Origin of the sequence: Winogradskyella sp., assembly GCF_028289625.1 — a bacterium.
Lineage (GTDB): Bacteria > Bacteroidota > Bacteroidia > Flavobacteriales > Flavobacteriaceae > Winogradskyella.
In genome coordinates this window covers 1-23,806 of the sequence record NZ_JANQOM010000060.1, presented here as the reverse complement: position 1 = coordinate 23,806, position 23,806 = coordinate 1, and the positions used below count along the sequence as shown (strand labels likewise).

The 23,806-nt window shown below is 33.7% G+C and carries 25 protein-coding genes; 10 read left to right on the top strand and 15 right to left on the bottom strand.

The window, feature by feature from the left end:
- Window positions 1-13 precede the first annotated feature (13 nt).
- Both Q0992_RS11775 and Q0992_RS11770 read right to left on the bottom strand, forming a co-directional pair.
- Window positions 14-940 carry an alpha/beta hydrolase gene (locus Q0992_RS11775; RefSeq protein ID WP_299524378.1) on the bottom strand — a complete coding sequence of 309 codons (927 nt, stop codon included), beginning with the start codon at window positions 938-940 and terminating at the stop codon, window positions 14-16.
- Between the two features lie 378 nt (window positions 941-1,318).
- The gene (locus tag Q0992_RS11770; protein ID WP_299524376.1) at window positions 1,319-1,924 is read right to left on the bottom strand and encodes an alpha-ketoglutarate-dependent dioxygenase AlkB; all 606 of its coding nucleotides are present in this window, start codon (window positions 1,922-1,924) and stop codon (window positions 1,319-1,321) included.
- 117 nt (window positions 1,925-2,041) lie between these two features.
- Between Q0992_RS11770 and Q0992_RS11765 the strand changes: the two genes are divergently transcribed.
- Window positions 2,042-2,722 carry a M15 family metallopeptidase gene (locus Q0992_RS11765; RefSeq protein WP_299524370.1) on the top strand — a complete coding sequence of 227 codons (681 nt, stop codon included), beginning with the start codon at window positions 2,042-2,044 and terminating at the stop codon, window positions 2,720-2,722.
- Between the two features lie 3 nt (window positions 2,723-2,725).
- On the opposite strand, the gene Q0992_RS11760 is transcribed toward Q0992_RS11765, so the two are convergent.
- The 3 genes from Q0992_RS11760 to Q0992_RS11750 form a co-directional block, all read right to left on the bottom strand.
- Window positions 2,726-3,082 carry a hypothetical protein gene (locus tag Q0992_RS11760; protein ID WP_299524368.1) on the bottom strand — a complete coding sequence of 119 codons (357 nt, stop codon included), beginning with the start codon at window positions 3,080-3,082 and terminating at the stop codon, window positions 2,726-2,728.
- Window positions 3,075-4,049 carry a hypothetical protein gene (locus Q0992_RS11755; RefSeq protein ID WP_299524365.1) on the bottom strand — a complete coding sequence of 325 codons (975 nt, stop codon included), beginning with the start codon at window positions 4,047-4,049 and terminating at the stop codon, window positions 3,075-3,077. The genes Q0992_RS11760 and Q0992_RS11755 overlap by 8 nt, the downstream gene beginning before the upstream one ends.
- A 99-nt stretch (window positions 4,050-4,148) precedes the next feature.
- Window positions 4,149-4,493 carry a DUF6249 domain-containing protein gene (locus tag Q0992_RS11750; protein ID WP_299524363.1) on the bottom strand — a complete coding sequence of 115 codons (345 nt, stop codon included), beginning with the start codon at window positions 4,491-4,493 and terminating at the stop codon, window positions 4,149-4,151.
- 143 nt (window positions 4,494-4,636) lie between these two features.
- On the opposite strand from Q0992_RS11750, the gene Q0992_RS11745 reads away from it, so the two are divergent.
- Entirely contained in the window at window positions 4,637-5,221 is a 585-nt protein-coding gene (locus Q0992_RS11745; protein ID WP_299524360.1) for a sigma-70 family RNA polymerase sigma factor, read from the top strand.
- On the top strand, window positions 5,208-5,612 hold the full coding sequence (locus Q0992_RS11740) for a hypothetical protein (protein ID WP_299524357.1): 405 nt from the start codon (window positions 5,208-5,210) through the stop codon (window positions 5,610-5,612). Before Q0992_RS11745 ends, Q0992_RS11740 begins: the two co-directional genes overlap by 14 nt.
- Here the strand turns inward: Q0992_RS11740 and Q0992_RS11735 are convergent.
- Window positions 5,609-6,934 (bottom strand): hypothetical protein, encoded by a 1,326-nt coding sequence (locus Q0992_RS11735; RefSeq protein WP_299524354.1) that lies wholly within the window; start codon window positions 6,932-6,934, stop codon window positions 5,609-5,611. The genes Q0992_RS11740 and Q0992_RS11735 overlap by 4 nt on opposite strands.
- A 129-nt stretch (window positions 6,935-7,063) precedes the next feature.
- Between Q0992_RS11735 and Q0992_RS11730 the strand changes: the two genes are divergently transcribed.
- Genes Q0992_RS11730 through Q0992_RS11720 form a run of 3 tightly spaced genes read left to right on the top strand, consistent with a single transcriptional unit; the run spans window position 7,064 to window position 9,258 of the window.
- Window positions 7,064-7,612 carry a sigma-70 family RNA polymerase sigma factor gene (locus Q0992_RS11730; RefSeq protein ID WP_299524350.1) on the top strand — a complete coding sequence of 183 codons (549 nt, stop codon included), beginning with the start codon at window positions 7,064-7,066 and terminating at the stop codon, window positions 7,610-7,612.
- Window positions 7,596-8,108, top strand: coding sequence for a hypothetical protein (locus tag Q0992_RS11725; protein ID WP_299524347.1), 513 nt, complete (start codon window positions 7,596-7,598; stop codon window positions 8,106-8,108). The genes Q0992_RS11730 and Q0992_RS11725 overlap by 17 nt, the downstream gene beginning before the upstream one ends.
- A complete protein-coding gene (locus Q0992_RS11720) occupies window positions 8,092-9,258 on the top strand; it encodes a hypothetical protein (protein ID WP_299524344.1) in 1,167 nt (388 codons plus the stop codon). Before Q0992_RS11725 ends, Q0992_RS11720 begins: the two co-directional genes overlap by 17 nt.
- A gap of 167 nt (window positions 9,259-9,425) precedes the next feature.
- On the opposite strand, the gene Q0992_RS11715 is transcribed toward Q0992_RS11720, so the two are convergent.
- From Q0992_RS11715 to Q0992_RS11685, 7 genes are all read right to left on the bottom strand, one after another.
- The gene (locus tag Q0992_RS11715; RefSeq protein WP_299524341.1) at window positions 9,426-10,211 is read right to left on the bottom strand and encodes a class I SAM-dependent methyltransferase; all 786 of its coding nucleotides are present in this window, start codon (window positions 10,209-10,211) and stop codon (window positions 9,426-9,428) included.
- A gap of 161 nt (window positions 10,212-10,372) precedes the next feature.
- The gene (locus Q0992_RS11710) at window positions 10,373-10,957 is read right to left on the bottom strand and encodes a Crp/Fnr family transcriptional regulator (protein ID WP_299524338.1); all 585 of its coding nucleotides are present in this window, start codon (window positions 10,955-10,957) and stop codon (window positions 10,373-10,375) included.
- 110 nt (window positions 10,958-11,067) lie between these two features.
- Window positions 11,068-12,093, bottom strand: a complete 1,026-nt coding sequence (locus Q0992_RS11705; protein ID WP_299524335.1) for a transglutaminase domain-containing protein — start codon at window positions 12,091-12,093, stop codon at window positions 11,068-11,070.
- Between the two features lie 15 nt (window positions 12,094-12,108).
- Window positions 12,109-12,792: a carboxypeptidase-like regulatory domain-containing protein gene (locus Q0992_RS11700; RefSeq protein WP_299524332.1), complete on the bottom strand. Its 684-nt coding sequence runs from the start codon at window positions 12,790-12,792 to the stop codon at window positions 12,109-12,111.
- Between the two features lie 175 nt (window positions 12,793-12,967).
- Window positions 12,968-14,620 (bottom strand): serine hydrolase, encoded by a 1,653-nt coding sequence (locus Q0992_RS11695; protein WP_299524329.1) that lies wholly within the window; start codon window positions 14,618-14,620, stop codon window positions 12,968-12,970.
- 116 nt (window positions 14,621-14,736) lie between these two features.
- Window positions 14,737-15,435: a YafY family protein gene (locus Q0992_RS11690; RefSeq protein WP_299524326.1), complete on the bottom strand. Its 699-nt coding sequence runs from the start codon at window positions 15,433-15,435 to the stop codon at window positions 14,737-14,739.
- A gap of 89 nt (window positions 15,436-15,524) precedes the next feature.
- Window positions 15,525-15,902 (bottom strand): VOC family protein, encoded by a 378-nt coding sequence (locus Q0992_RS11685; protein ID WP_299524323.1) that lies wholly within the window; start codon window positions 15,900-15,902, stop codon window positions 15,525-15,527.
- Window positions 15,903-16,119: 217 nt separating this feature from the next.
- Between Q0992_RS11685 and Q0992_RS11680 the strand changes: the two genes are divergently transcribed.
- Window positions 16,120-16,548, top strand: coding sequence for a hypothetical protein (locus tag Q0992_RS11680; protein ID WP_299524320.1), 429 nt, complete (start codon window positions 16,120-16,122; stop codon window positions 16,546-16,548).
- Between the two features lie 247 nt (window positions 16,549-16,795).
- On the opposite strand, the gene htpG is transcribed toward Q0992_RS11680, so the two are convergent.
- Window positions 16,796-18,706 carry a molecular chaperone HtpG gene (gene htpG / locus Q0992_RS11675; RefSeq protein WP_299524317.1) on the bottom strand — a complete coding sequence of 637 codons (1,911 nt, stop codon included), beginning with the start codon at window positions 18,704-18,706 and terminating at the stop codon, window positions 16,796-16,798.
- Between the two features lie 306 nt (window positions 18,707-19,012).
- Window positions 19,013-21,454, bottom strand: a complete 2,442-nt coding sequence (locus tag Q0992_RS11670) for a prolyl oligopeptidase family serine peptidase (protein WP_299524314.1) — start codon at window positions 21,452-21,454, stop codon at window positions 19,013-19,015.
- 178 nt (window positions 21,455-21,632) lie between these two features.
- Between Q0992_RS11670 and Q0992_RS11665 the strand changes: the two genes are divergently transcribed.
- The 3 genes from Q0992_RS11665 (at window position 21,633) to Q0992_RS11655 (ending at window position 23,641) form a co-directional block, all read left to right on the top strand.
- A complete protein-coding gene (locus tag Q0992_RS11665; protein WP_299524311.1) occupies window positions 21,633-22,643 on the top strand; it encodes a 3-oxoacyl-ACP synthase III family protein in 1,011 nt (336 codons plus the stop codon).
- A 145-nt stretch (window positions 22,644-22,788) separates the two neighbouring features.
- A complete protein-coding gene (locus Q0992_RS11660) occupies window positions 22,789-23,169 on the top strand; it encodes a hypothetical protein (RefSeq protein WP_299524308.1) in 381 nt (126 codons plus the stop codon).
- Between the two features lie 175 nt (window positions 23,170-23,344).
- Entirely contained in the window at window positions 23,345-23,641 is a 297-nt protein-coding gene (locus Q0992_RS11655; protein WP_299524306.1) for a hypothetical protein, read from the top strand.
- Window positions 23,642-23,806: the final 165 nt, after the last annotated feature.

Sequence of the window (23,806 nt, the reverse complement as noted above, 5' to 3'; positions counted from 1 at the left end):
ATGCTAAGATGTCTTATGGATTGATGAAACGAATTATACTTTCTATCAATTTGGGTGCGATTGGCCTCTTAATCTCATTATAAGATTTGGAATTTTCCAAATCATCACCTTCAATCTCAAAAAATACATGATTCATATTTTCAATAATACTTAATTCGGCATTTTCATTAGCATCCTTTAATAATTTAGCTTCATCCTCAGAAACCTGAAGATCTTTAGTGCCATTAACAATTAGTATAGGAATGTCTAAATCTTTTATAATTTCTGTCGGATTATATTGCATCCAATTCATCATAAATTCTTGTACGTCTGCATTAAAAACCGAAGCCAAAGCTGGTGGATAATCTGTTGTGGTTTCACCTTTTTTCAGTTGGTCCACTACCTTTTGTGCTGCCTCGCCCAATTGCGGTGCCATCTTTGTAACTTGTTCTACGATAACGTCACCAATATTTTGTCCGGCACCAGCTATTGAAATAAACCCGTCTACATGTTCCTTTGCATTGAGCATACCTACCAGACTACCTTGACTATGACCAATAACATAGATTTTTTTGAAGGTATTCCGTTCTTTAAAATAGGTAATAACATCTTTGGCATCACTTACAAAATCATCAAACATAATATTGGGATTTACATTGCCTCGACGAATTTGTTTTACCACGCGTTTATCGTATCTAAATGTCGAAATGCCTTTACTGGTAAGGCTTTTGGCTAGCTTTTTTAAGGCATCATTTTTTAGGAAGTTCTGATTGCCATCTCTATCAGTAGGGCCCGAGCCTGCAATAATTATAGCCAATATTGATTTTTCATTTTCATTAGGCTTCAAGAGTGTGCCATCTATAAATTTTGATACTGAAATTTCTTCTTCAACAAAGGTTTGCTCCTGGCTAAAACTTAAAGTAGAAATTAAGAGAACAAAAAGTAATCTAAAAGGTTTCATTGTTCGATACATTTTACGGCATATAAAGTTATACGAATATAGTTCTAATTCATATTGATTAAACAATTTTTATGCTGCTTTATTATTCTGAAAATTTCATAATCACCGTAGGAATCGAAATGCATTTTATCGACGAAATGCACTATTTCATCTTTAAATGTTAAAATTAATTGCATTTCATCGATTAATGATGTTTTTGAGCGATGAAATTAAAACCTAATTATATATTTGAAGTGTACTAAAATTTAGTTTTTAGTTCAATGGATTAATTAATTAATATTTGCATTATGTTATGTTGACTTAGAGACCCTAAATCTACTTACATAATAAAGAAAGCAAATTAGAAAAACTGGGTTTGAGGGAACCCAGTTTTTTGTTTTATAGGTTTATTAGTTCCCTAAAAGTTAAATTAATTCTGGGTTGTATCTCTTTTTTGGTTTTCGCGATCTGATGTAACCAATAATGTTGCATTTCACCTTTCATTAGTAATAGACTACCATGTTGTAAATGAAGCTTATAACGTTGGTCTTTTAACGTTCTGTGCTTAAAATGAAACGGACGTTCTTCGCCAAAACTTACAGAAGCAATAACAGGGTTCTTACCCAATTCTTTCTCATTATCAGCATGCCAGCCATTACTATCATTACCATTGCGATATAAATTAATGAGTAAGGTGTTAAAAGTTGTTTTAGAAATATTTTCGACTTCTCCTTTAATAATTTGTAATGTTGGTGTCAACGGTTTAGGATACATAACTAAATTAGAATAGCCATATGGTTTATTTTCGTTCCCAAATAATGCTGTGAGTCTAGGTTCTTTATAGGTTTTCCCAAAAACGGTAATGTCATTATGCTGCCAATTAGTTTGGGTGCTTATTGTTTTAAAATAATTATCGGATTGTTGCTTATCAAAGAAGTTTGGAATGTAAAGCAATTCCGCATTAGGAAGAATTAAATGTTGTTTCTCTTGCGAAAACAGGTCCATGGTATAATTTTTCTCTAAATTAGTACATCGTTATGAACCGAACAAGTCGTTAATTTTGTAAGCCACAAAATCAACGACTAGCAAATAAGATGTGACCTATAAAATTAATATGACCATATGAATTATAAAGCACTCATATACACTATTGCTTTAGGACTGGTCGTTTTGGGCTTTAACCAAAAAAAAGCATTACCAGAAGGATTTGTTTACGTAAAATCTGAAATACCGGATTTGAATGTAGAGTTACGGTATTTTGGAACCAATAATTTTGTAGGTGATACTATAGATGGGTACAAAGCCAATACATTAATTTTAACTATTGCTGCTACAGAGAAGTTAAAGTTAATTCAAGACGAATTACAACAGCAAAATCTTTGCTTAAAAGTGTTTGATGGCTATCGTCCGCAACGTGCCGTTAATCATTTTATACGATGGGCAAGAGATTTAAATGATACGATTAATAAATCGAGATTTTATCCAGATGTAGAAAAACGAAATTTGTTTAAGGAAGAGTATATAGCTTCAAGGTCTGGGCATAGTAGAGGAAGTACAGTAGACTTAACGATTATTGACGGCAATACAGGTATCCCTTTAGACATGGGAAGTCCCTTTGATTTTTTTGGTCAACAATCTTGGGTGAATTATGACGGTATTACCGAAGTGCAAAAAAAGAATAGACAGTTATTACAAACGGTAATGCTGAAACACAACTTTAGAAACTACCCAAAAGAATGGTGGCATTTTACCTTGCGCTGGGAACCGTTTCCAAAGACGTATTTTGATTTTGAGGTGGAATAAAATTCATAAGTATATCCAGGCCCAATACATTAACCCAAACTGAAGTGGAATACGTAAAATCAAAATCCATTTTGGGATGCCTGTAGCCGCTTTTTTGCTAGACAACATATATAAGTGAATAGTGATTAAAAATACGATGAGCATAGCTATTATTAAATAAATAGATAAATTTTTTAAGCTGGGGAAACATAGTCCTATGCCTAAGAGAATCTCTATAATTCCACTAATATAAACCAAAGTTTTGTGATTAGGCAGATACTTTGGCATGACACGCATGTACATTTTTGGGATGATGAAATGCATCATACCTGCAATCATATACATACTTGCCATAATATACAGACCCAAGGGTTCATTCATCCTTAAAGGTTTTAAACGTGATGCCTATGCCGTAATTGTAGAGCTCTTGATCCAGAAGACTTGATTTAAAACCATTGCCCTTATCAAACTTTACCCAGTTATTACCATTAATAAATACACGTTTAATAAAAGTGTTTTTGGTTTCGATGTCGTCAGTAAATGGCAGTAGAGGTCTAAAGTTGGTAGGTATTTTTACAATCCCGTTTTTGGTTTTTATGTCTTTGTATTTTTTGTTAGGTAGGAGTTTTCCAGCTTTATCCGTGTAGCCCATAACTTGTAATGATACAAAAAAGCCATCTTGCGGTATATAAATATCATAATCTTCTAGATGTAGTGTATAGGCATCCCCATTCTTTTCGGTCGCTCTAAAAACAATGGTTTCATAGGTTAAGGTTTTTCCAGGTAATCCTTTGTTATTGGTATAAAACTGTGCCTTAAATAAGGTTGAGAAGGTTTTCTTGTCGCTATTAGAACGTTTACGTTTTTTCCAGTCCTTAGATTCCAATGCAATAGGAAAAATTACTGAAGTCAGCTTTTGATCTGTGGTTGAGGTTTTTGGGAAGAAAACCGCAATTTCAGACTCAATAGTCGGTAACCAACAATGGTAATAGTCATCATCTAAATAAGGTTTAAGCGTTTCTTCCTTGAACTTTCTGTTAAGCTTAGTACTCACCGTAACCTGTTCTAGTTCATCTGCTTGTGGTTGCATCAATAATACATGAGGTAGATTTTCGGTCGATAGATTTAATTGTTTAAAACCTAAAGCTGAAATAAAAAGTGAATCGATATCAGGATATATTTTTTTGGTAAAAACAAACTTTCCTTCATCATCTGCAAAAATGCCGTTGCCATTGCCAAATGAAACTGTGGCATAACTAACGGGATATTTTGTAATGCTATCTAAAACCTTTATTTGTGCCAAGCCAATATGGCTTATAAAAAAAATAGAAAAGAAGATTTTGGGCATAATAGTACTTTAGCCTAAAGATACACTTTTAAGTACATAAAAAAACGCCTCATAATCATGAAGCGTCATTTTAATTGATTGATTAGCTTTTTTTCTTTTTTATTCTTCCAAAGCTTTTTTGGTTTGGGTATAACCGACATAGAGTCCAACACCAGCCATGAGGAATATCATAGACGGATAAACAGCTTCATCATCTAGGGTGGTATAGGTGTCTAATATATTAGCGATAAATACACCTAGTCCTATGCCCATTAATAAGAATGCTAGATTTAAGACCACGACTTTCCAAGATGAACCTCTGCGCTTACCTATGTTAAAAATACTGGCATCTGCACCTTTTTCTATTAAAGCTAAACGTTCTTTGTTTCTAGTTGAAAAATATAGATATACCATTCCAAAAATAGCCGCAAAAAGACTTAATGGGATTAAAATTTCTTCGTCCATAATGTTTGTTTTTTTAATTGATTATTTTTATTTGTTCACAGCTTATGACGACAGGTTTTTGATTTAGGTTACAACTTTTTAGAAAAAAAATTTTTAATGTGTTTTTGTAACCTTATAAATAGAGTAGTCGTCTTAATAACAACATGACCACCAACGAAGACATTAAATTAATAAATGCAATTAAAAATGGCGATACTAAAGCTTATGCGCAATTAGTAGATCGTTATAAGGACCTCGTGTATACTTTAGCCTTGCGTATGCTAAAACATAAGGAAGAAGCAGAAGAAGTAGCACAAGACACTTTTATTAAAGTATTTAAATCGTTGGATAAGTTTAAGGGAGACTCTAAGTTCTCTACATGGATTTACAGAGTTGCCTATAATACATGTTTGGATAATATTAAAAAGAATAAAAAGCATTTGAATAATGTTGCAATAGACGAGTATACCTTTAATAAATTAGATACTATTGATAATGCTTTAGACAATATAATAAATGAAGAAAAAAGAGATCTTATTAAGAAATGTATAAATAAATTGCCAGAAGATAGCAGTGCTTTGCTGACGCTTTTTTATTTTGAAGAGTTATCTTTGGAAGAAATCTCAAAGATTATAAATGTTGAAGCGAATACTGTTAAGGTGAAGCTCTTTAGAGCTCGAAAAAAATTAGCTGTTATTTTAGAACAGTATTTACAACCACAAACAAAGTTGAATTATGGAAAAGGATGATAAACGAATAGAAGATTTGGTTAACAAATTAATGAGTGCGGATAGTCTTGATAAAGCACCATTGGATTTTACCGATAAAGTAATGGCAAAAGTAGAAGCCATTTCTAATTCTGGGGTTACGGTATATAAGCCTTTAATCCCAAAATATATATGGTGGCTTCTAGCTATTGGCTTTGCAACTCTAGTTGGTTATGTGTTTTTTAAAGAACCCAAAGAAGGCATTAGCCTAACAGAGCGTTATAACTTACCAGATGTTTCGTTTAATCTATTGGAAAACATTTCATTGGATTTTTCTAGTACATTGATGTATGCCGTGGTGTTATTCGCCATCATGGTAAGCATTCAAATTCCGCTATTAAAACAATATTTTAATAATAGATTGTCTTATTAATTTGGGTAATACCAAAACGGAATAGTTTTGTAACGTCGGTTTTGGGTATCTTTTTTCCGAATTCTTTTTCGCATTACCTTTAGTAGGTGTTTGCCTTCGGTAAGATTTTTTAATCCTATATAAGTTTCAAATCCCTTTTGTTCTTTTAAGCTCTTGCTTACGATGAATTCACTCATATAGTCCACGGAATCAATCCTGATTGTAAAAATTTCATTTAAGGTTTTCATGTAGGCGCGTCGCAAGCTATCTCTTTTTCCCCAAGACATGGTATTCATAATTATAGCATCAGAATCTAATCCTCTAATGTCTTTTTCGGGTTTTAAGCCTTCATTGAATGAAAAAACATAATCGTCAAAATTATCACTTAAAACCATAAAAACCTTTAAGTGATTGTTTGTTATTACTCTTGAATCGATGGCCACATCGTCTATAAAATCATCTTCACCCAACATGTTTTCATAGTTGCCATTGCTTGCTATAATACTGCTAGATGATAAATCTCCATTAAAATAGTTTGAGGTTTTATATCCCAAGCTTGTACCTACCAAGATTAAAATATAAATAGGAACCAAAGCCATACTGATTCGTCTTCCAAATTTATTGTCTAAAAAATTGTAGACTAATGGACGATACAAAAATGCTAAGGTAATCTTGCTAAATACCCAATATATAGGAAAATAGATCTTGCTAATCCACTTCTTTTTTTTCAACCACCCTAATGTTAAGAAGTCGAAAAATGTGAGAAACATGCCAATAACAATAAAAATCATTAATGGAACACCAATCCAAAGACTCAATGTTTCATTGGAAATGATTGAGGTGTCATTGTCTAACAATAATCTGGCAATAAGAACAATACAAATTATGGTAAATGTAAATGCGAGCACATAGAAAATTAACAAAAAGGATATCGCAAAAATGATACTACAATAGTTTTCGAGTTTTGCAATATACCTATCGAATGAACCAACCTTCTTTTTTAAGTATTTTGTGAATTTTTCACTGTAATTAAGTTCTTCATAGTCAATATCACCAGAGACGTATCGCAACCCCAAGGCACCAATCCAAACTCCTCTTAATACCACATGTAACATAAGGTTAAAAATTAAGATTGCACAAGAGACCAAAACCACTATGAGTATGATAAAAGAGTAAATCTTTTCATCATTCTCAGCGGCTTTTGCTGCAACACTGATGTGAGGGAAAGCGGTAAATAGACCAAAAATGGCAAAACCCGAAATAAGCAATTCTAATTGCCAACTCTCTTCTTGTAACTTTTGGAGTAGCTTTTTAAATGCAGGATTGTTATAATCTTGACTCATTTCTTAGCTTGGTGATTGTATTTTAGCCTAAAGGTAGTCATATTCAATTAATTTTAACTTTTTTGCTCAAATTTTGAAACCCTTAGGAATTTCTTTCGTTTTTAAATATAAAGATGCTAACTAGACTTAATGCAAAACCAGATTAATAAATTAATAAAAGCTTGTAAGAAAGGGAATCAAGTCGCTCAAATACAAGTTTATGATCAGTATGCTCAGGCTATGTTTGCCGTTGCATATCGTTATTTAAATGATGAAGAGGAGGCCAAGGATGTGATGCAAGAAGGGTTTTTAAAGGCATTTATAAATATGGATATGTATCAACCGACATCAACTTTCGGCTCATGGTTAAAAAGAATTATTATCAATCAGGCCTTAGATACATTAAAGAAACGTAAGATTGAATTTAGCAACGACGAAGTAGGGGAACTCGAAATAATAGATGATGATAATTGGAATTTTGATACTTCAATTTCAAAGAAACAGATTTTAGAAGCTGTGGAACAGCTCAATGAAAAACATAAAATCGTTGTAAAACTATATCTCATTGAGGGTTACGATCATCAAGAGATTTCAGAAATATTAAAGATACCTGTTAAAACCTCAAGAACGCATTTAAGCAGGGGTAAAACAGAATTAAGAGACCTTTTAAAATCAAAATACGATGAAGCAAGATATTAGGGATTTTTTTAAGGAAGCCGAAGAACTAAAAACACTTCCTGAAAATCATAGAACTGAATTTTTAAACAAGCTAAAGCAGCAATCAAAAAGAAAAATCAATGCAAAGTTTTGGTTACAGGTAGCAGCTTCAATAATACTTGTTACTACCATTGGTTATGGTTTATATAACAGCAGCTTGGGGAGACAAGAGACATCTCCAATTTTTGCAGAAGTAAAGGCCATAGAAATCGAGTATTTAGAAAATATCAACACGGAGTGGGAAAAATTTGTAGCTATAGCCGACGATAAGGCTTTAGTTGAAAGGTTCAGAAAGAAATTAGATGATTTAGATAAAGATTATAAAGCTTTATCAGAACAATTTCAAAATGAATCTGAAAATATATTAATCCTAGAATCTTTGGTTGAAAACTTACAGACAAGACTTCAAATATTAAAGGATATACAAGAGCATCTAAAAATATTAAATCAAAAAAACGAACATGAAATTACAATTTAAAACAGTTGTGCTGATGCTAATCACATCGGTACTAAGCCATGGGCAAGAGCTTTCTAAAATAGAAATGGATGAAAAGCATACCATCTATAAAGAAAGTTTTGCTACGGACAGCAATACAACTTTAGTTTTAAACCTAGAAAGTACTACGGTTAAAATAGTGGATTCGCCAGATGATAAGGTCCATATAGAGTACACTATGGAGTTTAATAACTACAGAAAAAAGCGCATAAAGGAAGCGATCAATAGATTAAAAATTTCAGGAAAAAAAGAAGGAAATAAAATTACTTATACAGCAGAAAGTAGAAATATGTTTCATAGGTACGATAGACATTATTACTTCGAAGATTTGTTAATTGGTCGCTTGGCCAAAAAAGATTCTATGAGATTTGAAAAACCGAAAGTGGTTAGGAAATCTTTAGACTCTATAGTAGAGGAGATTAAGCAATCCGATTTTTTACATCGAAAACGAATGCTTAGAGCTATAAATAGAGAACCAAGACCAGTTAAGCAAAAAAAGAATACTAAACTGATTATTTCTAAAATGGAAATTATGGTACCTAGCCATATACATGTAAGAGCTACAGCAGAAAATTCAAGTATGTATTTTGAGAGTGATTTTAATAATAGATTAACATTAAATAGTAGAAACTCTAAGCTTAAGTTTAAATCCGTTGGTAACTCCTTGAATGTTTTAGACGTTGATAACGGTAACTTTTGGGCTCAAGATGTAACTGATGGCAGTTATAGTTTTGCTAATTCGCGTAGTGTTACCATAGGAAAGCTTAGTAATGCAAAAATTAACTCGGAATTTACTAAAGTTCAGGTTGGGGAAATAGGAAAGAATGTAACGTTAGTAGATTTTAATAGTGAATACTTTCTTTACAATTGGACAAAAGATTTTGAACGTTTTGAGTTGACGTCCGAATATTCAAAGGTTCACTTATTTTCACCTAAATTAGATTACCATTTTATTGCGTTCGGAAATAATACGAAGAGTTTTGCAGGGCCACACCAAGTAAATATGAACATTACAAAAAAGAATGAAAAAGGGAAAATTATGGAGCGCAAATCCAAAGGTGATAGTCATTTTTCTGGTGAAATCTATTTTGATATCATACATGGCATAATCTACTCGTATTTAAACGAATAATAAAAAACTAAATTTACCTCACGAAATGGGATTGAAAATATCTTATAGCAAAGCAGCATTATATAATTCTGTCTTATGAAAGAGAAGGTGGGTTAAAATCTTGGTGAGATGCACAAATTTTAGGAGATGATATTGAAAATAGAGAGAAAATTTGGGATTAGTTACCATTAATTGTGCTCTGCTATGATATACAAATAATCCCCTAAATCATTTTCGTAAGATTTTATAATGGCATGGATTTCGCCATAATCAATATCGCTTTGTAATCTAGCCAATCCCCTTTCTACCTCTTCTTTATGGGCTAAGGAGCTAAAAGAAGAAATACCATGTCGAACACTTTCATCAAAATATAATTCTGGATTGTGTTTGCCGCAATACAGAAATTGATCTTTTAGATCTGGTTGAACATTGTAGATTTCTGTGGCTGTAATATTTAAACCAGATGATGTTATAGCCTTCTCAACAACCTCTAAAGAAGGCATTTGCAAAATGGAGTCTTCTAACATTTTAGGAAAGTAATGATTGAGCCAATAACCCTTCATTTGTATTGGGGTAGAAGTGAAAATGACAATTTTACCATTTATTTTTAAAACATATCCTAACTCGGAAAATGCCCTATCTAGATTGGTCCAATGATGAATGGTCAATGTTGCTATAGTACCATCAATACTATTTTTGGGCAATCCCGTTTTTTCTGCAGTCCCAATTTGCCACTTTTTATTCTGGTTTTTAAGCTGCGCTTTTTGAAGCATCTCTATCGATGGGTCAATACCAATGAATTGAAACCCTTTTTCATGTAGTGCAATAGTATAGTTGCCCGTGCCACAACCAATATCCAAATACAAACCCTCTTTAGTTGGGTTTAAGTGTTTTAGTAATTGGTCTGTTAAAAAAGGATCAGCTTTACGAGTCTGATTATAGTTGATGCCTATTTTATTGTACTTGGCTGACATATTGAGCTTTAAGCTTTAAAGATTAAAGTTATAAAAAAAGCGCAAGTTTACTCAACTCGCGCTTTTTGGCTATTAATCCTAAGGGACTTAAATTAATCATGTTAGGGTAGTGCAAACATATAACTAATATTACATTCAAAAATTGATGTATGTTAATAAATTCAGCTAGTTGACAGGTCTTTTCTTATTCTGCTTAGGCTTTCGGTTGTAATTCCTAAATACGAAGCAATGTGGTAGTTTTTTAAGTATTTCTCAATTTCAGGGTAGGTATGTATAAAATGGAGGTAACGCTCAGCTGCGGTTTGCGAAATACTTGCCAGTATTCTTTTTTGAAATGCAGCAAAAGCACGTTCTAATTTAATCCTAAAAAACCGGTCTATTTTTGGAATCTTGTCATATAAGTATGCTTTGTCTTCTCTGTTTATCTTATAAATTATAGAATCCTCAATAGCTTCAACGGTCATAATAGCTTCTTCACCTGAAAAAAAAGCGGTGTAATCGCTAATCCACCAATCCTTAATACCGAATTGAACGGTATATTCTTTGCCTTGACCATCGATATGGAAGGTTCTTAGGCAACCATCTAAGATGTAATAGTGCGAATCGACCACGTCTCCAGGGCTGAGCAAAACATCCCCTTTCTTTACACCCAATTTATGAAATACGGATTCAATAATTTTAGCCTCATCATTAGTGAACGTAAGGGTTTTAAATATCTCTTTAATTTTAGAATTCTGTGATTGCACTTAAAATAAAATATACATTAAGTTACATATTAGGTTATTTAGAATTAGAATAAATAGATATGTGAACTTTTAAATTAGTTAATCGTAAATTTTTAATAAGAAAAAACCACTTAGAATTTTTCAAGTGGTTTTGGTTTTGTAATTTTAAAAGTATACGATGCTACAATATCTTTCTTAATCTTCAAATGCAAATCCCGAGTTCCCCTACTTTTGAACTTGTATTTAAAAGTGATAATTCCGTTTTCATTTTTTAAATCATGAATTTTACAGAGTTTATGTTCTTTACCAGAAAAATCGACTAATGAAATATCTTCACTAAAGATGGGTTTAAGAGATTTCAAAACAAATTTTATTTCTTGATTTTTTTCTACGAATGTTTTGAGGTTTTTAGGTGAAATAGGTAGAACCTTATGCTTAAATGTTTCACCATATACTATAGGCTCAGGCTTGAATTTGTTAGAGGTCAAGCTATCATTAAGAAACCATTTTTTATTTATCGGATAATGATTCTTTGCAAAAAGAACTGGGTCAGTAAGGAAATAGCCATCATTATAATCTTTTATAAAGATTTTACCATTTATCATATACCCACTAGACCATGTCGCATCACATAAGTACCATTTATCGTTTAATTTAACAGCATTCCATGAGTGATTAAGATTTTCTAAGGTTTCTACGTTGGTTTCAAAAGACCTAGCGTATCCATCGATAATTTTACAGTCTATATTAGCTATGAAGCACATTTGCTTAATAAGGTAAGCATAGCCAGTACACATTGTTTTTTTATGCTTTAGGAGTTTTTTTGCTGCTATTTTTTTGAATCCATTATTCCAGGTAATATAACCAAGGCTGTCATTTTTAAATTCAGCTCTTTTTTTATTTACTGCGCGATGTTGATATGCATCTCCAATTATATTTTCACAAACCCATAAATAGATGGCTCTAAATTTTTCTACATCGTTAGAAAGTTTTGAAGTAAGGTTATATACGAGTATAGGTAGATTATCTAAATTTTTCCCTTGGTTGAGTTTAACTATGTTTTCGACTTTTACGAAGTCAACATCCTTAAAATCTGAGATTTGGGCATTCAATGTTGATAGAGAAATGCTAAGTGCAAAAGTCAATAAACTCTTCATTCTAATTTATCTCATTTAGTTGTCCTTTGATTTAAAGATTTCTTTTACGGCTACTTCTCCCATTATAATACAGGACATTTCTGTCATATCAAGAACTAACTCAATTTTTGAGACAGATTTTTTATTTTCAATGATAACCTTTTTGGATTCCATACCGATATAACTAATGATGAGTACGTCTCCTTTCTTTAGTTTAGTTGGAAATTCAAAATAACCATCAAAATCAGTCTGAGTCCCAATCGGAGAGCCTTGTAAGAAAACATTAGCTCCAGGGAGTGGTAATCCATCAGACTCTGTAATTACAGTGCCTTTAACAAGAATATTATTAATGCTTTTTAATGCTTCTGTTTCCTTATTACCGTTTGTTGTTTTAGTTGACTTTTTAAGTTCTTGAGCTTGTGTTGACATGCTATATAAGAAAGATACAATAGCAAATCCCAAACTTGTGAAAAAGCTTAAATATCTATTTTTACTAGACAGGTTATTTGTTGTTTTTAATTGTTGATTTGTAAAGCGGCCACATGTGTTCTCAGTAGTTTTGGATTTAAAGTATTTAGCAATATCTTTATTATTCATTTGAGTAAAATCAATGACTTCCTTTCTGCACGAGTTACAAAAGCCTCCTTTATCGGTAGGTAAAAACTTATTGAAGTTTTCAGCACATGGTTTTTTAATGGATAAGTGTAATTGATGCTTCATTAGTTGAGGTGTTTATGCTAATATTAGCAAACCTATATTTATAAAGCTTCTAATAAAACAAACATTTAGTTAACAACTACGTTTTGAGTGTAATGTCACCATTCTAATGAGTTTGTAAAAAGAAAAAACCACTTAGAATTTTCCAAGTGGTTTTTAAGAATCTATTAAAAATATACTATTCAATCTTCTTAGCAAGAGTTTCAACTCCACCTTGGTAAAGTGTAAAACTTTCTACTTCATTGGCCTCATTGATATTAAACTCTACTTTAAGAGCGGTTACCTTGGCGAAAAACGTGGTTTCATTTTCAGCGAATATCTCAAACTTACCTTGACCAGTGGCTTGTGCAAATATCTGGCTGCCTTCAACCGTAATTTCAACAATAAAATTTGGTGCTAACTCGTACTTGCCTATATATGGACTTAGAACCTCATTAGATAATGTGACTTCTTTTCTGGCTTCGGGCATATCCTTATCAACTTCTTTCCCCACATTTTCCGAATCTGTTATAAATATGGCTTGCTTCTTACCATCAGTAGATTTTGAAAATTTGTATTCGATGTTACCTTCCTCGAACATAAAACGGTCTTCAGCTAAAGGGAAAATATCAAAAACGGTATTGGTTTCAGATTCTCGCATACTCTTTAATGCACCATCTTTCATAAAGATATGTCTAATGGCACCATCTTCAAATTCGTAAGCGCCAACCCACTGCTTTAATTGTGTTTCTGATAATTTTACCACATCTTTCATCGTAGGATACGGTTTACCGATGGCAATTGCGGCGAGTTTTTGGGTGACATCACCAATATCATTACAGCTACAATTACTTAATCCAATAACATAGACATTTTCTTCGATGAGATAAATACCATTGGTCGAAGTTCCAAAAATTCCTCCACTATGTGTATAACCCTTAGAACCTTTTAATGTCATTTCTCCTAAACCGTAACCATAAGTAATATGTTCACCGTTATTTAGCTCGGATCCGTTTATGGCTTTGCTAAATGTTGCTGCACTTATTAATGTATGGTTTGTCAGTGCATTTTGCCATTTTAACATATCGTCAATTGTAGAGACCAAGGCACCAGCGGCATGTGGTAAACTCATGCTTAGATAACTGGCATTGACATAGCCATTTTCATTTTGCTCATAGGGCATAGCTCTATTTTTAATTAGTTCTCGGTTACTACCGTATCGTGTGTTAGTCATGCCTAGACGGTCAAAAATATTTTTCTTCAGGAATTCCTCGTAGGCATCTCCAGATATGACCTCTATAATCTTTCCTAGTAATACATAACCCGAGTTATTATATCTAAAAGCTTCACCAGGATCAAAATCCATAGGTTCGTTTTTAAAATAATCAATGAGTTCATCTAAGGTTTTGTCATGACGTGCCACTTTTACCAAATCACCTATTCCGGTATAGCTTTTTATACCAGAGGTATGGTTTAGTAATTGATGCACAGTTATTGTTTTTCCTAACGTAGGATAATCTGGAATGAACTTAGTAATAGGATCGTTGAGACTTAATTTACCTTGTTCTTCTAACATTAAAATTGCTACAGCAGTAAATTGTTTGGTTATAGACGCCAACATGAATACATTCTCTGGAATCATATCTATGTCCATTTCAAGATTAGATTTACCTACAGCTTTTCGGTAAATGGCTTTTCCATCCTTAGCTACCAAAATGGTTGCCCCAGGCATATCGTCTTCATAATATTGGGTTACGATATCTTCAAATTGTTGGGTTAAATCTTGTGCTTTAGTAGTTGTAGTATTGAGGAGAGTAAGACAAAGCAATAAAGCGAAAAGTTGTGTTTTCATAATTACAGTGATTGATTGTTTTAAGTGTGACGATTGTTTTCAGATTTAGTTACAAAACCGTACTAGAATCTAAAGATAGAAAATCACTTTTAATCTTAACTTAATGAAATAGGTTTTTAATGATAACCATCGTAAGCATCTTCCTTGTAGTATTCTTCAAGATTAAACTTGCGGTCTATAAAAGTTTCAGGTAGGATTTTAAAATGCTGAATCCGATCTATTCTAAAAGCACGATAGGAATCTCTGAGGTAGCACCAAGCTATAAGAATCCATTTTTGATTGGTAGAGATCAACGTATAAGGCTCTATTTTTCTGAAGGTAATATTTGGGTCATCAGCCTTTCTATAGTTGATTTCTATATAATTAAAATTTGTAATGGCTAATTGAATTTCTGAAAGTGCTGCACTAGATATATCCTCTTGGTTTGGTTCAAAAACATAGATTTTACTCTCCAGCAACTCACTTTTTTCTTGAATAGAAGTCCTAAATACAGATTTAATTTTAACCAAGGCGTCATTAAAATCCTTTGCGAAAGATGAATCTTGAGTTTTGTTCACAAGATGCTGAGCCGTGATAATGGCATTGGCCTCTTTTTCTGTAAATTGAACAGGCGAAATGGTATAGCCTTCCATTAGCGAGTAACCTCTACCTTCAATCGTTGTTACAGGAATGCCAGCTTCTTCAAGTTTTCTAATATCTCTATAGATGGTTCTGATACTGACCTCAAACCTATCCGAGAGTTCTGTTGCCGTTAACAGCCTTTTGGACTTTAAGAGTGTCAATATGGAGATAAGTCTAGCTAGTTGTGACATCATAACAAAGATAGCGAACTGGAGACCAATTCGCTATGAGTTGTTTTTTGATTGATAGTCTTGTGATTCATTTTTTCATTGATGAATACTGATTAGTTCCAAGAATGCAAGGCAATTCTATTGCCTTCTGTATCTATGAACTGTGCCATATATCCATTTTCACCAATATCGGTTTTTGGCATAATTACTTTACCACCAGAACTTTCAACCTTCCCTAAAGGAATACTCAAATTGTCACCACCATTAATGTATAATGTTGGGCCCTCTGCAGTAGGCTTTTGCTCTTCGCCTTCAATTAAACCTCCACCAACACCATTGTTGTCGTCATCATATGGAAACATGCCGTACTTTATGTTTTGATCTGGCATATGGTTATCCATGATTTCGATGTCTAATACTGTTCCATAAAATTGTTTAGCACGTTCGTAATTTGTTACTGGAATTTCGAACCAGTTAATTGCATTTCTCATTTTTAAATTGATTTTTTAATTAAACTTATATACAAATTTATTTGGATTTGTGTCGTATTGTGTCAGGGGTATTTTAAATTTAGTTATTTTTTTTAAGTAGTTGACAGTAAGATATTTAATGATTAAAAAAAGGCTTTAATATTAAATAAATTACTATATTTATGTGGTCTTTTGGTTATTTAGGTTATGAAGTTGTTCAGAATTAAAATATAATGATATGAGTCAATGCCATATAAAAGTAGTACTTACTAAAGTAACATATCAAGGAGATGATATTGGTAATGATTGGGAATATGCTATTAGAATTCTTTCAAACCCTAATGGAAGATGGGTTAGAATCCCTTTACACACACTAAACCATGGGGCTTCTGAAAACCGTAATGATGTTCTTTACGAAAGTATTAGAGAAAACTGTGATCAGCAGTTTATCTTTCGTGTAGCTTTATGGGCTAAAGAACACGATTTATTTTTTGACGATTTTGCTCGTCCATCAATACATCCAAATACAGGTAATATATCCCTTAATTGTCCAAATGTGAATGTGTTTCCATTTGTTCATAAGGTTAATGAAAGATTTACATTGTTTGGTACGGATACTGCTCAGTTAAAATTCGACATTCAGTTTTTACTGTATTGCAATGATTAGACATTTAATGTATTTTTTTGGGGTAACGGAAATTTCAGAAATAAATAACAGGTATTAATTTTTCCATAAATTTTATATTATAATTAAAAAAGCCATGCTGCATATACTGCATGGCTTTTATTTATAATGGGATGCCGACGTAACTTACCGTTCAGTACTATCTACTTTATCATCTCATAACTACGCTTAATAAAGTTAGTGAACTCTTCACCTTTCACTTCGACAAGCTCAGTGATCGGATAAAGAGCTACTTTATCATATCGTAACTTCTTTTTATGAAATTGGTCAATTCCTCACCCTTAAGGAGGCCTTGTGATAAACGTGCTAAATCTAAGCTCTGATTAATTAAACGTTCTTGTTTTTTGCGTGTTTTGGTATTAAGGATTTCATTTACCAATTCGTGATTGGTATTAACCACCAAGTTGTACATTTCTGGCATATTGCCCATACCAAACATACCACCGCCACCAGTTTGCTGCATCTCTTTCATACGACGCATAAATTCTGGTTGGGTAATCATAAATGGTGACGCACTACTGTCCATAGCTTCCAATTGTACCATAAATTTTTCTGATGGCACCACCTCTTTCAATAATTCATCCAATTTAGTTTTTTCTTCGTCAGATAATTTTGAAATGGCTGTATCGTCTTTTTTGATGAGGTTATCAATATGATCGGCATCAACACGTGCAAAAGAAATATTCTCTTTCGTGGTCTCTAATTTTTGCATTAAATGACTTACAATAGGAGAATCTAACAATAGCACTTCGTAGTCTTTCTCTTTAGCCGCTTGGATGTAACTATGCTGCTCATCTTTGTTAGCTGCATACAGAATCACCATTTTATCGTCCTTATCCGTTTGCTTGGCTTTAATGGCATTGGTCAACTCTTCAAAGGTGTAGAATTTACCATCAACCGTTGGGTACAATGCAAAGGCATCCGCCTTTTCAAAGAATTTTTCTTCAGACAACATACCATACTCAATAACGATTTTAATATCATCCCATTTCTTTTCAAAATCCTCACGATTAGTATTGAACAATGATTTTAATTTATCAGCCACTTTACGCGTGATGTAAGACGAAATCTTTTTGACGTTGCCATCAGCTTGAAGGTAAGAACGCGATACATTCAGCGGAATGTCTGGTGAATCAATCACACCTCTTAACATCGTTAAGAATTCTGGGACGATACCTTCTACATTATCGGTAACAAATACCTGATTTTGGTATAACTGAATGCGATCTTTTTGAATATTAAGATCGCTCGTCATTTTAGGGAAATATAAAATCCCAGTAAGATTAAACGGATAATCGACATTTAAATGAATATTAAACAACGGCTCTTCAAACTGCATTGGATATAATTCCCTGTAGAAGTTCTTGTAATCGTCATCTTCTAAATCAGAGGGTTGTTTTGTCCAAGCCGGATTTGGATTATTGATGATATCATCAACGGTAATCTGACGGTGGGGTTCAGTGGTTTCTTTACCGTCCTCATCGGTTATAGTTTGTGGCTCATGCTCGGGATCATTGATTTCTTTAGTGCCAAATTTTATTGGAATTGGCATGAACTTGTTGTACTTGGTCAACAATTCACGAATTCTAGAGTCTTCAAGGAATTCCTCTTCACCTTCAGAAATGTGTAATATGATTTCCGTTCCTCTTTCGGTTTTATCAACTTCTTCTAATGTAAATTCTGGTGAACCATCACAAGTCCAATGTGCGGCTGGAGTGTCGGTGTGTGATTTTGTGATAATTTCTACTTTATCCGCTACCATAAATGCCGAATAGAATCCTAAACCAAAATGACCAATGATTCCAGCATCCTTTGCAGAATCTTCATATTTGTTTAAGAATTCTTCAGCACCAGAAAAAGCGACTTCATTGATGTATTTTTCAACTTCTTCAGCCGTCATACCTATACCTTGATCAATGATATGAAGCTTTTTGCCGTCCTTATCAATCTTTACTTCAATTTTAGGTGCTCCGTATTCAATTTTAGATTCGCCAATACTTGTTAAGTGCTTAAGCTTTAACGTGGCGTCTGTAGCATTGCTGATTAACTCACGTAAGAATATTTCGTGATCACTATACAAGAATTTTTTAATTAACGGAAAGATATTCTCTACCGATACGTTAATACTTCCTTTTGTCATGATTATAAAATTTATTGTTTAGATGTCACTTCGAGTGTTTTTAACTTGTTCAAAATATATCGAGAAGTTCTCGATACTTCGACTTCGTCTCAACTCGAACTGACGAAAGTTGATATTTTATTTTCAATTCTCTGTATTCAAATAAAATACCAAGACCAAATTTGTGACAAGATGGCATAAAAAAAGCCCTTCAAATTTGAAAGGCAAATTACTGTCATTTCGAGCGCAGTCGAGAAATCTTTTAAAGCATATAGATTTAATTGTACCTCGACTGCGCTTGATGTGACAGGAGAGTTAAATAAGAAGCTAGTTTTTTATAGTTTCTTTGTTTTCTATCTTTTCCTCTTTTTTCGTTTTGTTTTTCACATGCTTATCTAACCATTGATCTTGCTCCCAAAGCATATGCATAATAGACTCCTTAGCCCTGTAACCATGACTTTCCTTTGGCAGCATAACCAATCGTACAGGTGCTCCCAAGCCTTTTAGAGCGTTAAAGTAACGCTCACTTTGTAAAGGATAAGTCCCTGAATTATTATCAGCAACACCATGGATTAAAAGTAAAGGTGTTTTCATTTTATCGGCATGCATAAATGGCGACATATTGTAATAGATTTCAGGTGCTTCCCAATAGCTACGCTCTTCACTCTGGAAACCAAAAGGCGTCAGTGTTCTGTTATAAGCACCACTTCTTGCGATACCAGCAGCGAATAAGTTAGAGTGCGATAACAAGTTAGCTGTCATAAAGGCGCCATAACTGTGGCCACCAACAGCGACTTTATCTCTATTGATATAGCCTAGGTTATCCACAGCATCGATAGCGGCTTTTCCATTGGCTACTAATTGCGTTCTAAAAGAATCGTTTGGTTCTTCCTCGCCTTCACCCACAATTGGGAACGCAGCGTCGTCTAAAACAACGTAACCTTTGGTTACCCAATAAATCGGTGAGCCCCAATATGGATATACAAACTCATTAGGGTTTGCCGTACTTTGTGATGCACTCGATTTATCCTTATACTCACGAGGATAGGCCCAAAGGATCATCGGGTATTTTTCACCCTCTTTATAGTTTAGCGGTAAATACAATGTACCCTCTAAGTCTAAACCATCATCACGTTTGTAACTGATGACACGCTTATCGACTTCCTCAAGACTTTTAAATGGGTTTTCAAAATCTGTAATTGGAGTTAAGTTATCTTTTTTGATATTTCGGATATAATAATTGGGGTATTCCTTCTTAGATTCAATACGAACCAGAATTTCCCCTTTTTTCATATCAATAGCATCGTATAAACTTTCGAGCTTATCGGTGTACTCGGATCGGTAAAGCCGTTTTGTTTTTCCAGATTTAATATTGTATTCATCAATGAAAGGAAATTGACCTTCCTTAGAATAACCATCACCCATTAAATACAATTTGCCACCGTTCATAGTTAAGGTATAACGCCCAAATTCGTTCTTTGAGGTTACAAAATTCCCAGGATCGCTATACACGTCTTGATAGTTTCTATCAGATATTACCTTGGCTTTACCATTTGATGGATTAAAATGATAGGTTTTTAGATTTCTGGTGTTCCACCAATAATCATAGGCAATAGCATTGCTATCATCTCCCCATTGAATACCAGAGAAACGTTGTTTGGTCTTTAGGATTTCTTTGGGCTGCCCATTAAATGGTGCATTTAATTCGTAAACCACATCTCTGTAGTCGACTTCTACTTCTGGATCTCCTTTATCCAAGGCTTCTGCCCAAACCAAGGTCGCAGGTTGGTCTCCACGCCATTGCATGTTGCGCTTACCCATTCTAGTTGACATAAATCCTTTTGGTCTAACTTCGTCTAGAGGTACCTCATTTACGGTTTTTACTTTCTTACCACTAGCTTCGTACACCATACTTTCACTTGGAAATCTACCATAAGTCACTAAATAAGAAAAAGGCCGTTTTACTTTGGTAATCATAACATATTGCCCATCTGGTGAGAAACTGATACCACGATACATATCAGCACCTAAAAAGTCCGTGATACTGCCATTGACAGAGACTTTTTTAATCTCGGAACGTGCGAGCTGTTCAAAGTTAAATTCATCATTTGGTGTCTTTAATAAATCCTGATAGGTTCTGTTTTGTGCCTTGGCACCGTCGCTAACGGAGATGGTAGGACCCGTCGGTACGGCAGTAGCCGTATTAATCAATTCCTTTCTATCATTTGGAAGCATCTTAACCAAAAGATTTTGGTTGTCCTTAAACCAGTTGACCGTACTTCCCATATTGGCATTGACACCAGCATTAGTAAGTTTGGTTACTTTGGCTTCTGCAATATTAAGTACCCAAACTTCAACACCTGTTGGTGTGGTATTTAAACAGGCAATCATGGTTTCATCAGGCGACCATCTAAAACCAGAAAGACGTGCATTGTCTGGTAAACCAGACACTTGTTTAGCGTCTGTGTCTTTGATTTTTTTCACTTTAATATTAGTGATGTAATTGGTGCGACTGCCAATATTCGTTACCGGATTAATACGTAAACCCGCTAAGCGCATTTCAGTTTCAGATAACTCTTGAATAGATTTATACTGGTTACGATAGAGGAGAACCATGTTTTCACCTTTGCTGTCAATTTGAACACCAGGTGCAAGTTCTACATCTGCTAATTCTAGAATTTCTTCAGAGGGTTGTTGGTACTTTAGACTTTGCTGTGCATAACTATTGAGTACAAAAAGTAATGCAAATAATTTGATTAATGATTTCATGTGTGTGAGTAATTAATTAGAAATCCGAATATACTCAAAAATTGAGGTTGAATATGTGATACTATTGTTAAAATTCTTCCAAAATGAAGCCAATTTGTTTGCTATGCGTGCATAACGAATTGATTTAGGATTCAGTGGAAATGGATTAAATTTGTTGTTCTAACTATTTTTTAAACACATGTACAATTCAAGAATTACCGGTCTGGGAAAGTATGTTCCAGAAAACGTTGTTACGAATGATGATTTGAAAGAGTGGATGGATACCAGTGACGAATGGATACAAGAACGCACAGGGATACAAGAACGTCGTTGGATAGACCCTGAAACAAGTGATGATACCACTTCCATAATGGGAGCCAAAGCCGCTAAGATTGCCATTGAACGTGCAGGGTTGACCAAGGATGATATTGATTTTATCGTTTTCGCTACCTTGAGTCCTGATATGTATTTTCCCGGTGGAGGTGTGCGTGTGCAAGAGCTTCTAGAAATGGATACCATTGGTGCTATTGATGTACGTAACCAATGTTCTGGATTTATTTATGGCTTGTCGGTTGCTGATCAGTTTATTAAGACTGGCATGTATAAACATGTCTTGGTGATTGGTAGTGAAAATCATTCAGGTGGTTTGGAACGCTCTACGCGAGGTCGGGCTGTAACGGTTATTTTTGGTGATGGGGCAGGAGCAGCGGTGCTGAGTAGGGAAGAGGATACAACTCGAGGTGTGTTGTCTACGCACTTACATTCTGAAGGGAAGCACGCCAAGGAATTATCGCTCGAAGGACCAAGTACAGGGCGTTGGGTCGATGCCATAATGGAAGACAATGACCCAGAAGATGTGTCTTACTATCCATATATGAACGGCCAGTTTGTGTTTAAGCATGCTGTGGTGCGTTTTAGTGAAGCGATTATCGAAGGCCTAAAAACCAATAATCTTCAAAAGGAAGACATTGATATGTTGATTCCGCACCAAGCCAATCTCAGAATCTCACAGTTTATCCAAAAGAAATTTGGTTTGGGTAATGACCAAGTCTATAATAATATCATGCGCTATGGGAATACTACAGCGGCATCCATTCCAATAGCCTTGACCGAAGCTTGGGAAGAAGGCAAAATTAAGGAAGGCGATAATGTGGTCTTAGCTGCTTTTGGTAGTGGCTTTACATGGGGTAGTGCAATTATTAAGTGGTAGTAGGCGTTTACAAATACTTATTAAACGTTTGTACGTATTGGTAAATGCGTAAAATCGTTTAATCCCTTTTCTTATTGGGTTTCGCTCAATTTTTCAATATTTTGAAGAGTTGCCTATATTTAGATGTTGTAATGCATTTGAGAAAATGAAAACCTTAACTATAATCATCATAACATTTTTAACTTCTTGTCTGAATTTACAAGACAATTCTAATGACTTAATTGGAAAATGGGAGTGTTATCATAAAGAACTTGAAGATGGAACTACAAAAAGTGTAGATGCATTTAGCGGAGAAGAATTTGAATATTCTTGTGACGGAATTTCAATTAAACTGAATTCTGACTTTACTGGAATTGACGATACTGGAATAAAATTCAAATATCAAAAGAAAGATTCAATTCTGACTTTAGGAAATCGTAGTTATGTTATTGAGGAGTTAACAAAAAACCAGCTTGTCATTAGAAATTATGGCCAGAAAGGAATTAACATCTCTAATTTTAGAACAAAATTTAGAAAAATAGATTAATCCAACATAAAATAATTGGGAAAGAAAAAAAAGTCAAAATACTCTTTAAAACAGATAATTATTTATTCAATTTTTATTGCTGGATTTATAGCAATAGGAATTTTCGCTGATAAGAAAAAAGAGGAAAAATGAAGCGGAAGAAATTAAAAGCAGAAACTTCAAAGTTTACGGAATGGTGGAAAAGCTAAAACCTCATTCACTAAAAGGTAAAAATTTTGCGAGCCGAAAAGATGTTCTCTATCTGTATTATGAAAAAAATGACACCATTTTTCACTTAATTGAGTATTTACCTGATGGACAAATTGAGAAACTTGGAATTAATCTAAATGACTGTTTCGAAATCAAAGCAGCAAAATCTGATAAGAATGTTTTTGAAATAGATTTTAATAACAAAAAGGATACTTTAATTGATAAAAACAATTTTGAATATCAAATTTATCAAACTGATATTCATAAAAGTATAATAGAATAAAACGCATTACAACAATGACTATAATTCATCCCTAGGATTCGCAATGAAATCATAGACCGTTTAAGCTTAAGTTAAACTAATGAGAATATTTTATATCATAATAATTGGTATGCTTTTAGGGTGCAAACAAGCCCAAAAAGAAGAAAGTCGAAATCAAGAAAAAAA

Bases quoted from the DNA above. Each gene is read 5' to 3' on its own strand.
- Q0992_RS11695 (WP_299524329.1), bottom strand. From the start codon at position 14,620: ATGAAAACACAACTTTTCGCTTTATTGCTTTGTCTTACTCTCCTCAAT.
- Q0992_RS11705 (WP_299524335.1), bottom strand. From the start codon at position 12,093: ATGAAGAGTTTATTGACTTTTGCACTTAGCATTTCTCTATCAACATTG.
- Q0992_RS11745 (WP_299524360.1), top strand. From the start codon at position 4,637: ATGACCACCAACGAAGACATTAAATTAATAAATGCAATTAAAAATGGC.
- Q0992_RS11755 (WP_299524365.1), bottom strand. From the start codon at position 4,049: ATGCCCAAAATCTTCTTTTCTATTTTTTTTATAAGCCATATTGGCTTG.
- Q0992_RS11665 (WP_299524311.1), top strand. From the start codon at position 21,633: ATGTACAATTCAAGAATTACCGGTCTGGGAAAGTATGTTCCAGAAAAC.
- Q0992_RS11660 (WP_299524308.1), top strand. From the start codon at position 22,789: ATGAAAACCTTAACTATAATCATCATAACATTTTTAACTTCTTGTCTG.
- Q0992_RS11730 (WP_299524350.1), top strand. From the start codon at position 7,064: ATGCAAAACCAGATTAATAAATTAATAAAAGCTTGTAAGAAAGGGAAT.
- Q0992_RS11725 (WP_299524347.1), top strand. From the start codon at position 7,596: ATGAAGCAAGATATTAGGGATTTTTTTAAGGAAGCCGAAGAACTAAAA.
- Q0992_RS11720 (WP_299524344.1), top strand. From the start codon at position 8,092: ATGAAATTACAATTTAAAACAGTTGTGCTGATGCTAATCACATCGGTA.
- htpG (WP_299524317.1), bottom strand. From the start codon at position 18,706: ATGACAAAAGGAAGTATTAACGTATCGGTAGAGAATATCTTTCCGTTA.
- Q0992_RS11700 (WP_299524332.1), bottom strand. From the start codon at position 12,792: ATGAAGCATCAATTACACTTATCCATTAAAAAACCATGTGCTGAAAAC.
- Q0992_RS11765 (WP_299524370.1), top strand. From the start codon at position 2,042: ATGAATTATAAAGCACTCATATACACTATTGCTTTAGGACTGGTCGTT.
- Q0992_RS11690 (WP_299524326.1), bottom strand. From the start codon at position 15,435: ATGATGTCACAACTAGCTAGACTTATCTCCATATTGACACTCTTAAAG.
- Q0992_RS11670 (WP_299524314.1), bottom strand. From the start codon at position 21,454: ATGAAATCATTAATCAAATTATTTGCATTACTTTTTGTACTCAATAGT.
- Q0992_RS11685 (WP_299524323.1), bottom strand. From the start codon at position 15,902: ATGAGAAATGCAATTAACTGGTTCGAAATTCCAGTAACAAATTACGAA.
- Q0992_RS11750 (WP_299524363.1), bottom strand. From the start codon at position 4,493: ATGGACGAAGAAATTTTAATCCCATTAAGTCTTTTTGCGGCTATTTTT.
- Q0992_RS11760 (WP_299524368.1), bottom strand. From the start codon at position 3,082: ATGAATGAACCCTTGGGTCTGTATATTATGGCAAGTATGTATATGATT.
- Q0992_RS11735 (WP_299524354.1), bottom strand. From the start codon at position 6,934: ATGAGTCAAGATTATAACAATCCTGCATTTAAAAAGCTACTCCAAAAG.
- Q0992_RS11740 (WP_299524357.1), top strand. From the start codon at position 5,208: ATGGAAAAGGATGATAAACGAATAGAAGATTTGGTTAACAAATTAATG.
- Q0992_RS11715 (WP_299524341.1), bottom strand. From the start codon at position 10,211: ATGTCAGCCAAGTACAATAAAATAGGCATCAACTATAATCAGACTCGT.
- Q0992_RS11770 (WP_299524376.1), bottom strand. From the start codon at position 1,924: ATGGACCTGTTTTCGCAAGAGAAACAACATTTAATTCTTCCTAATGCG.
- Q0992_RS11775 (WP_299524378.1), bottom strand. From the start codon at position 940: ATGAAACCTTTTAGATTACTTTTTGTTCTCTTAATTTCTACTTTAAGT.
- Q0992_RS11680 (WP_299524320.1), top strand. From the start codon at position 16,120: ATGAGTCAATGCCATATAAAAGTAGTACTTACTAAAGTAACATATCAA.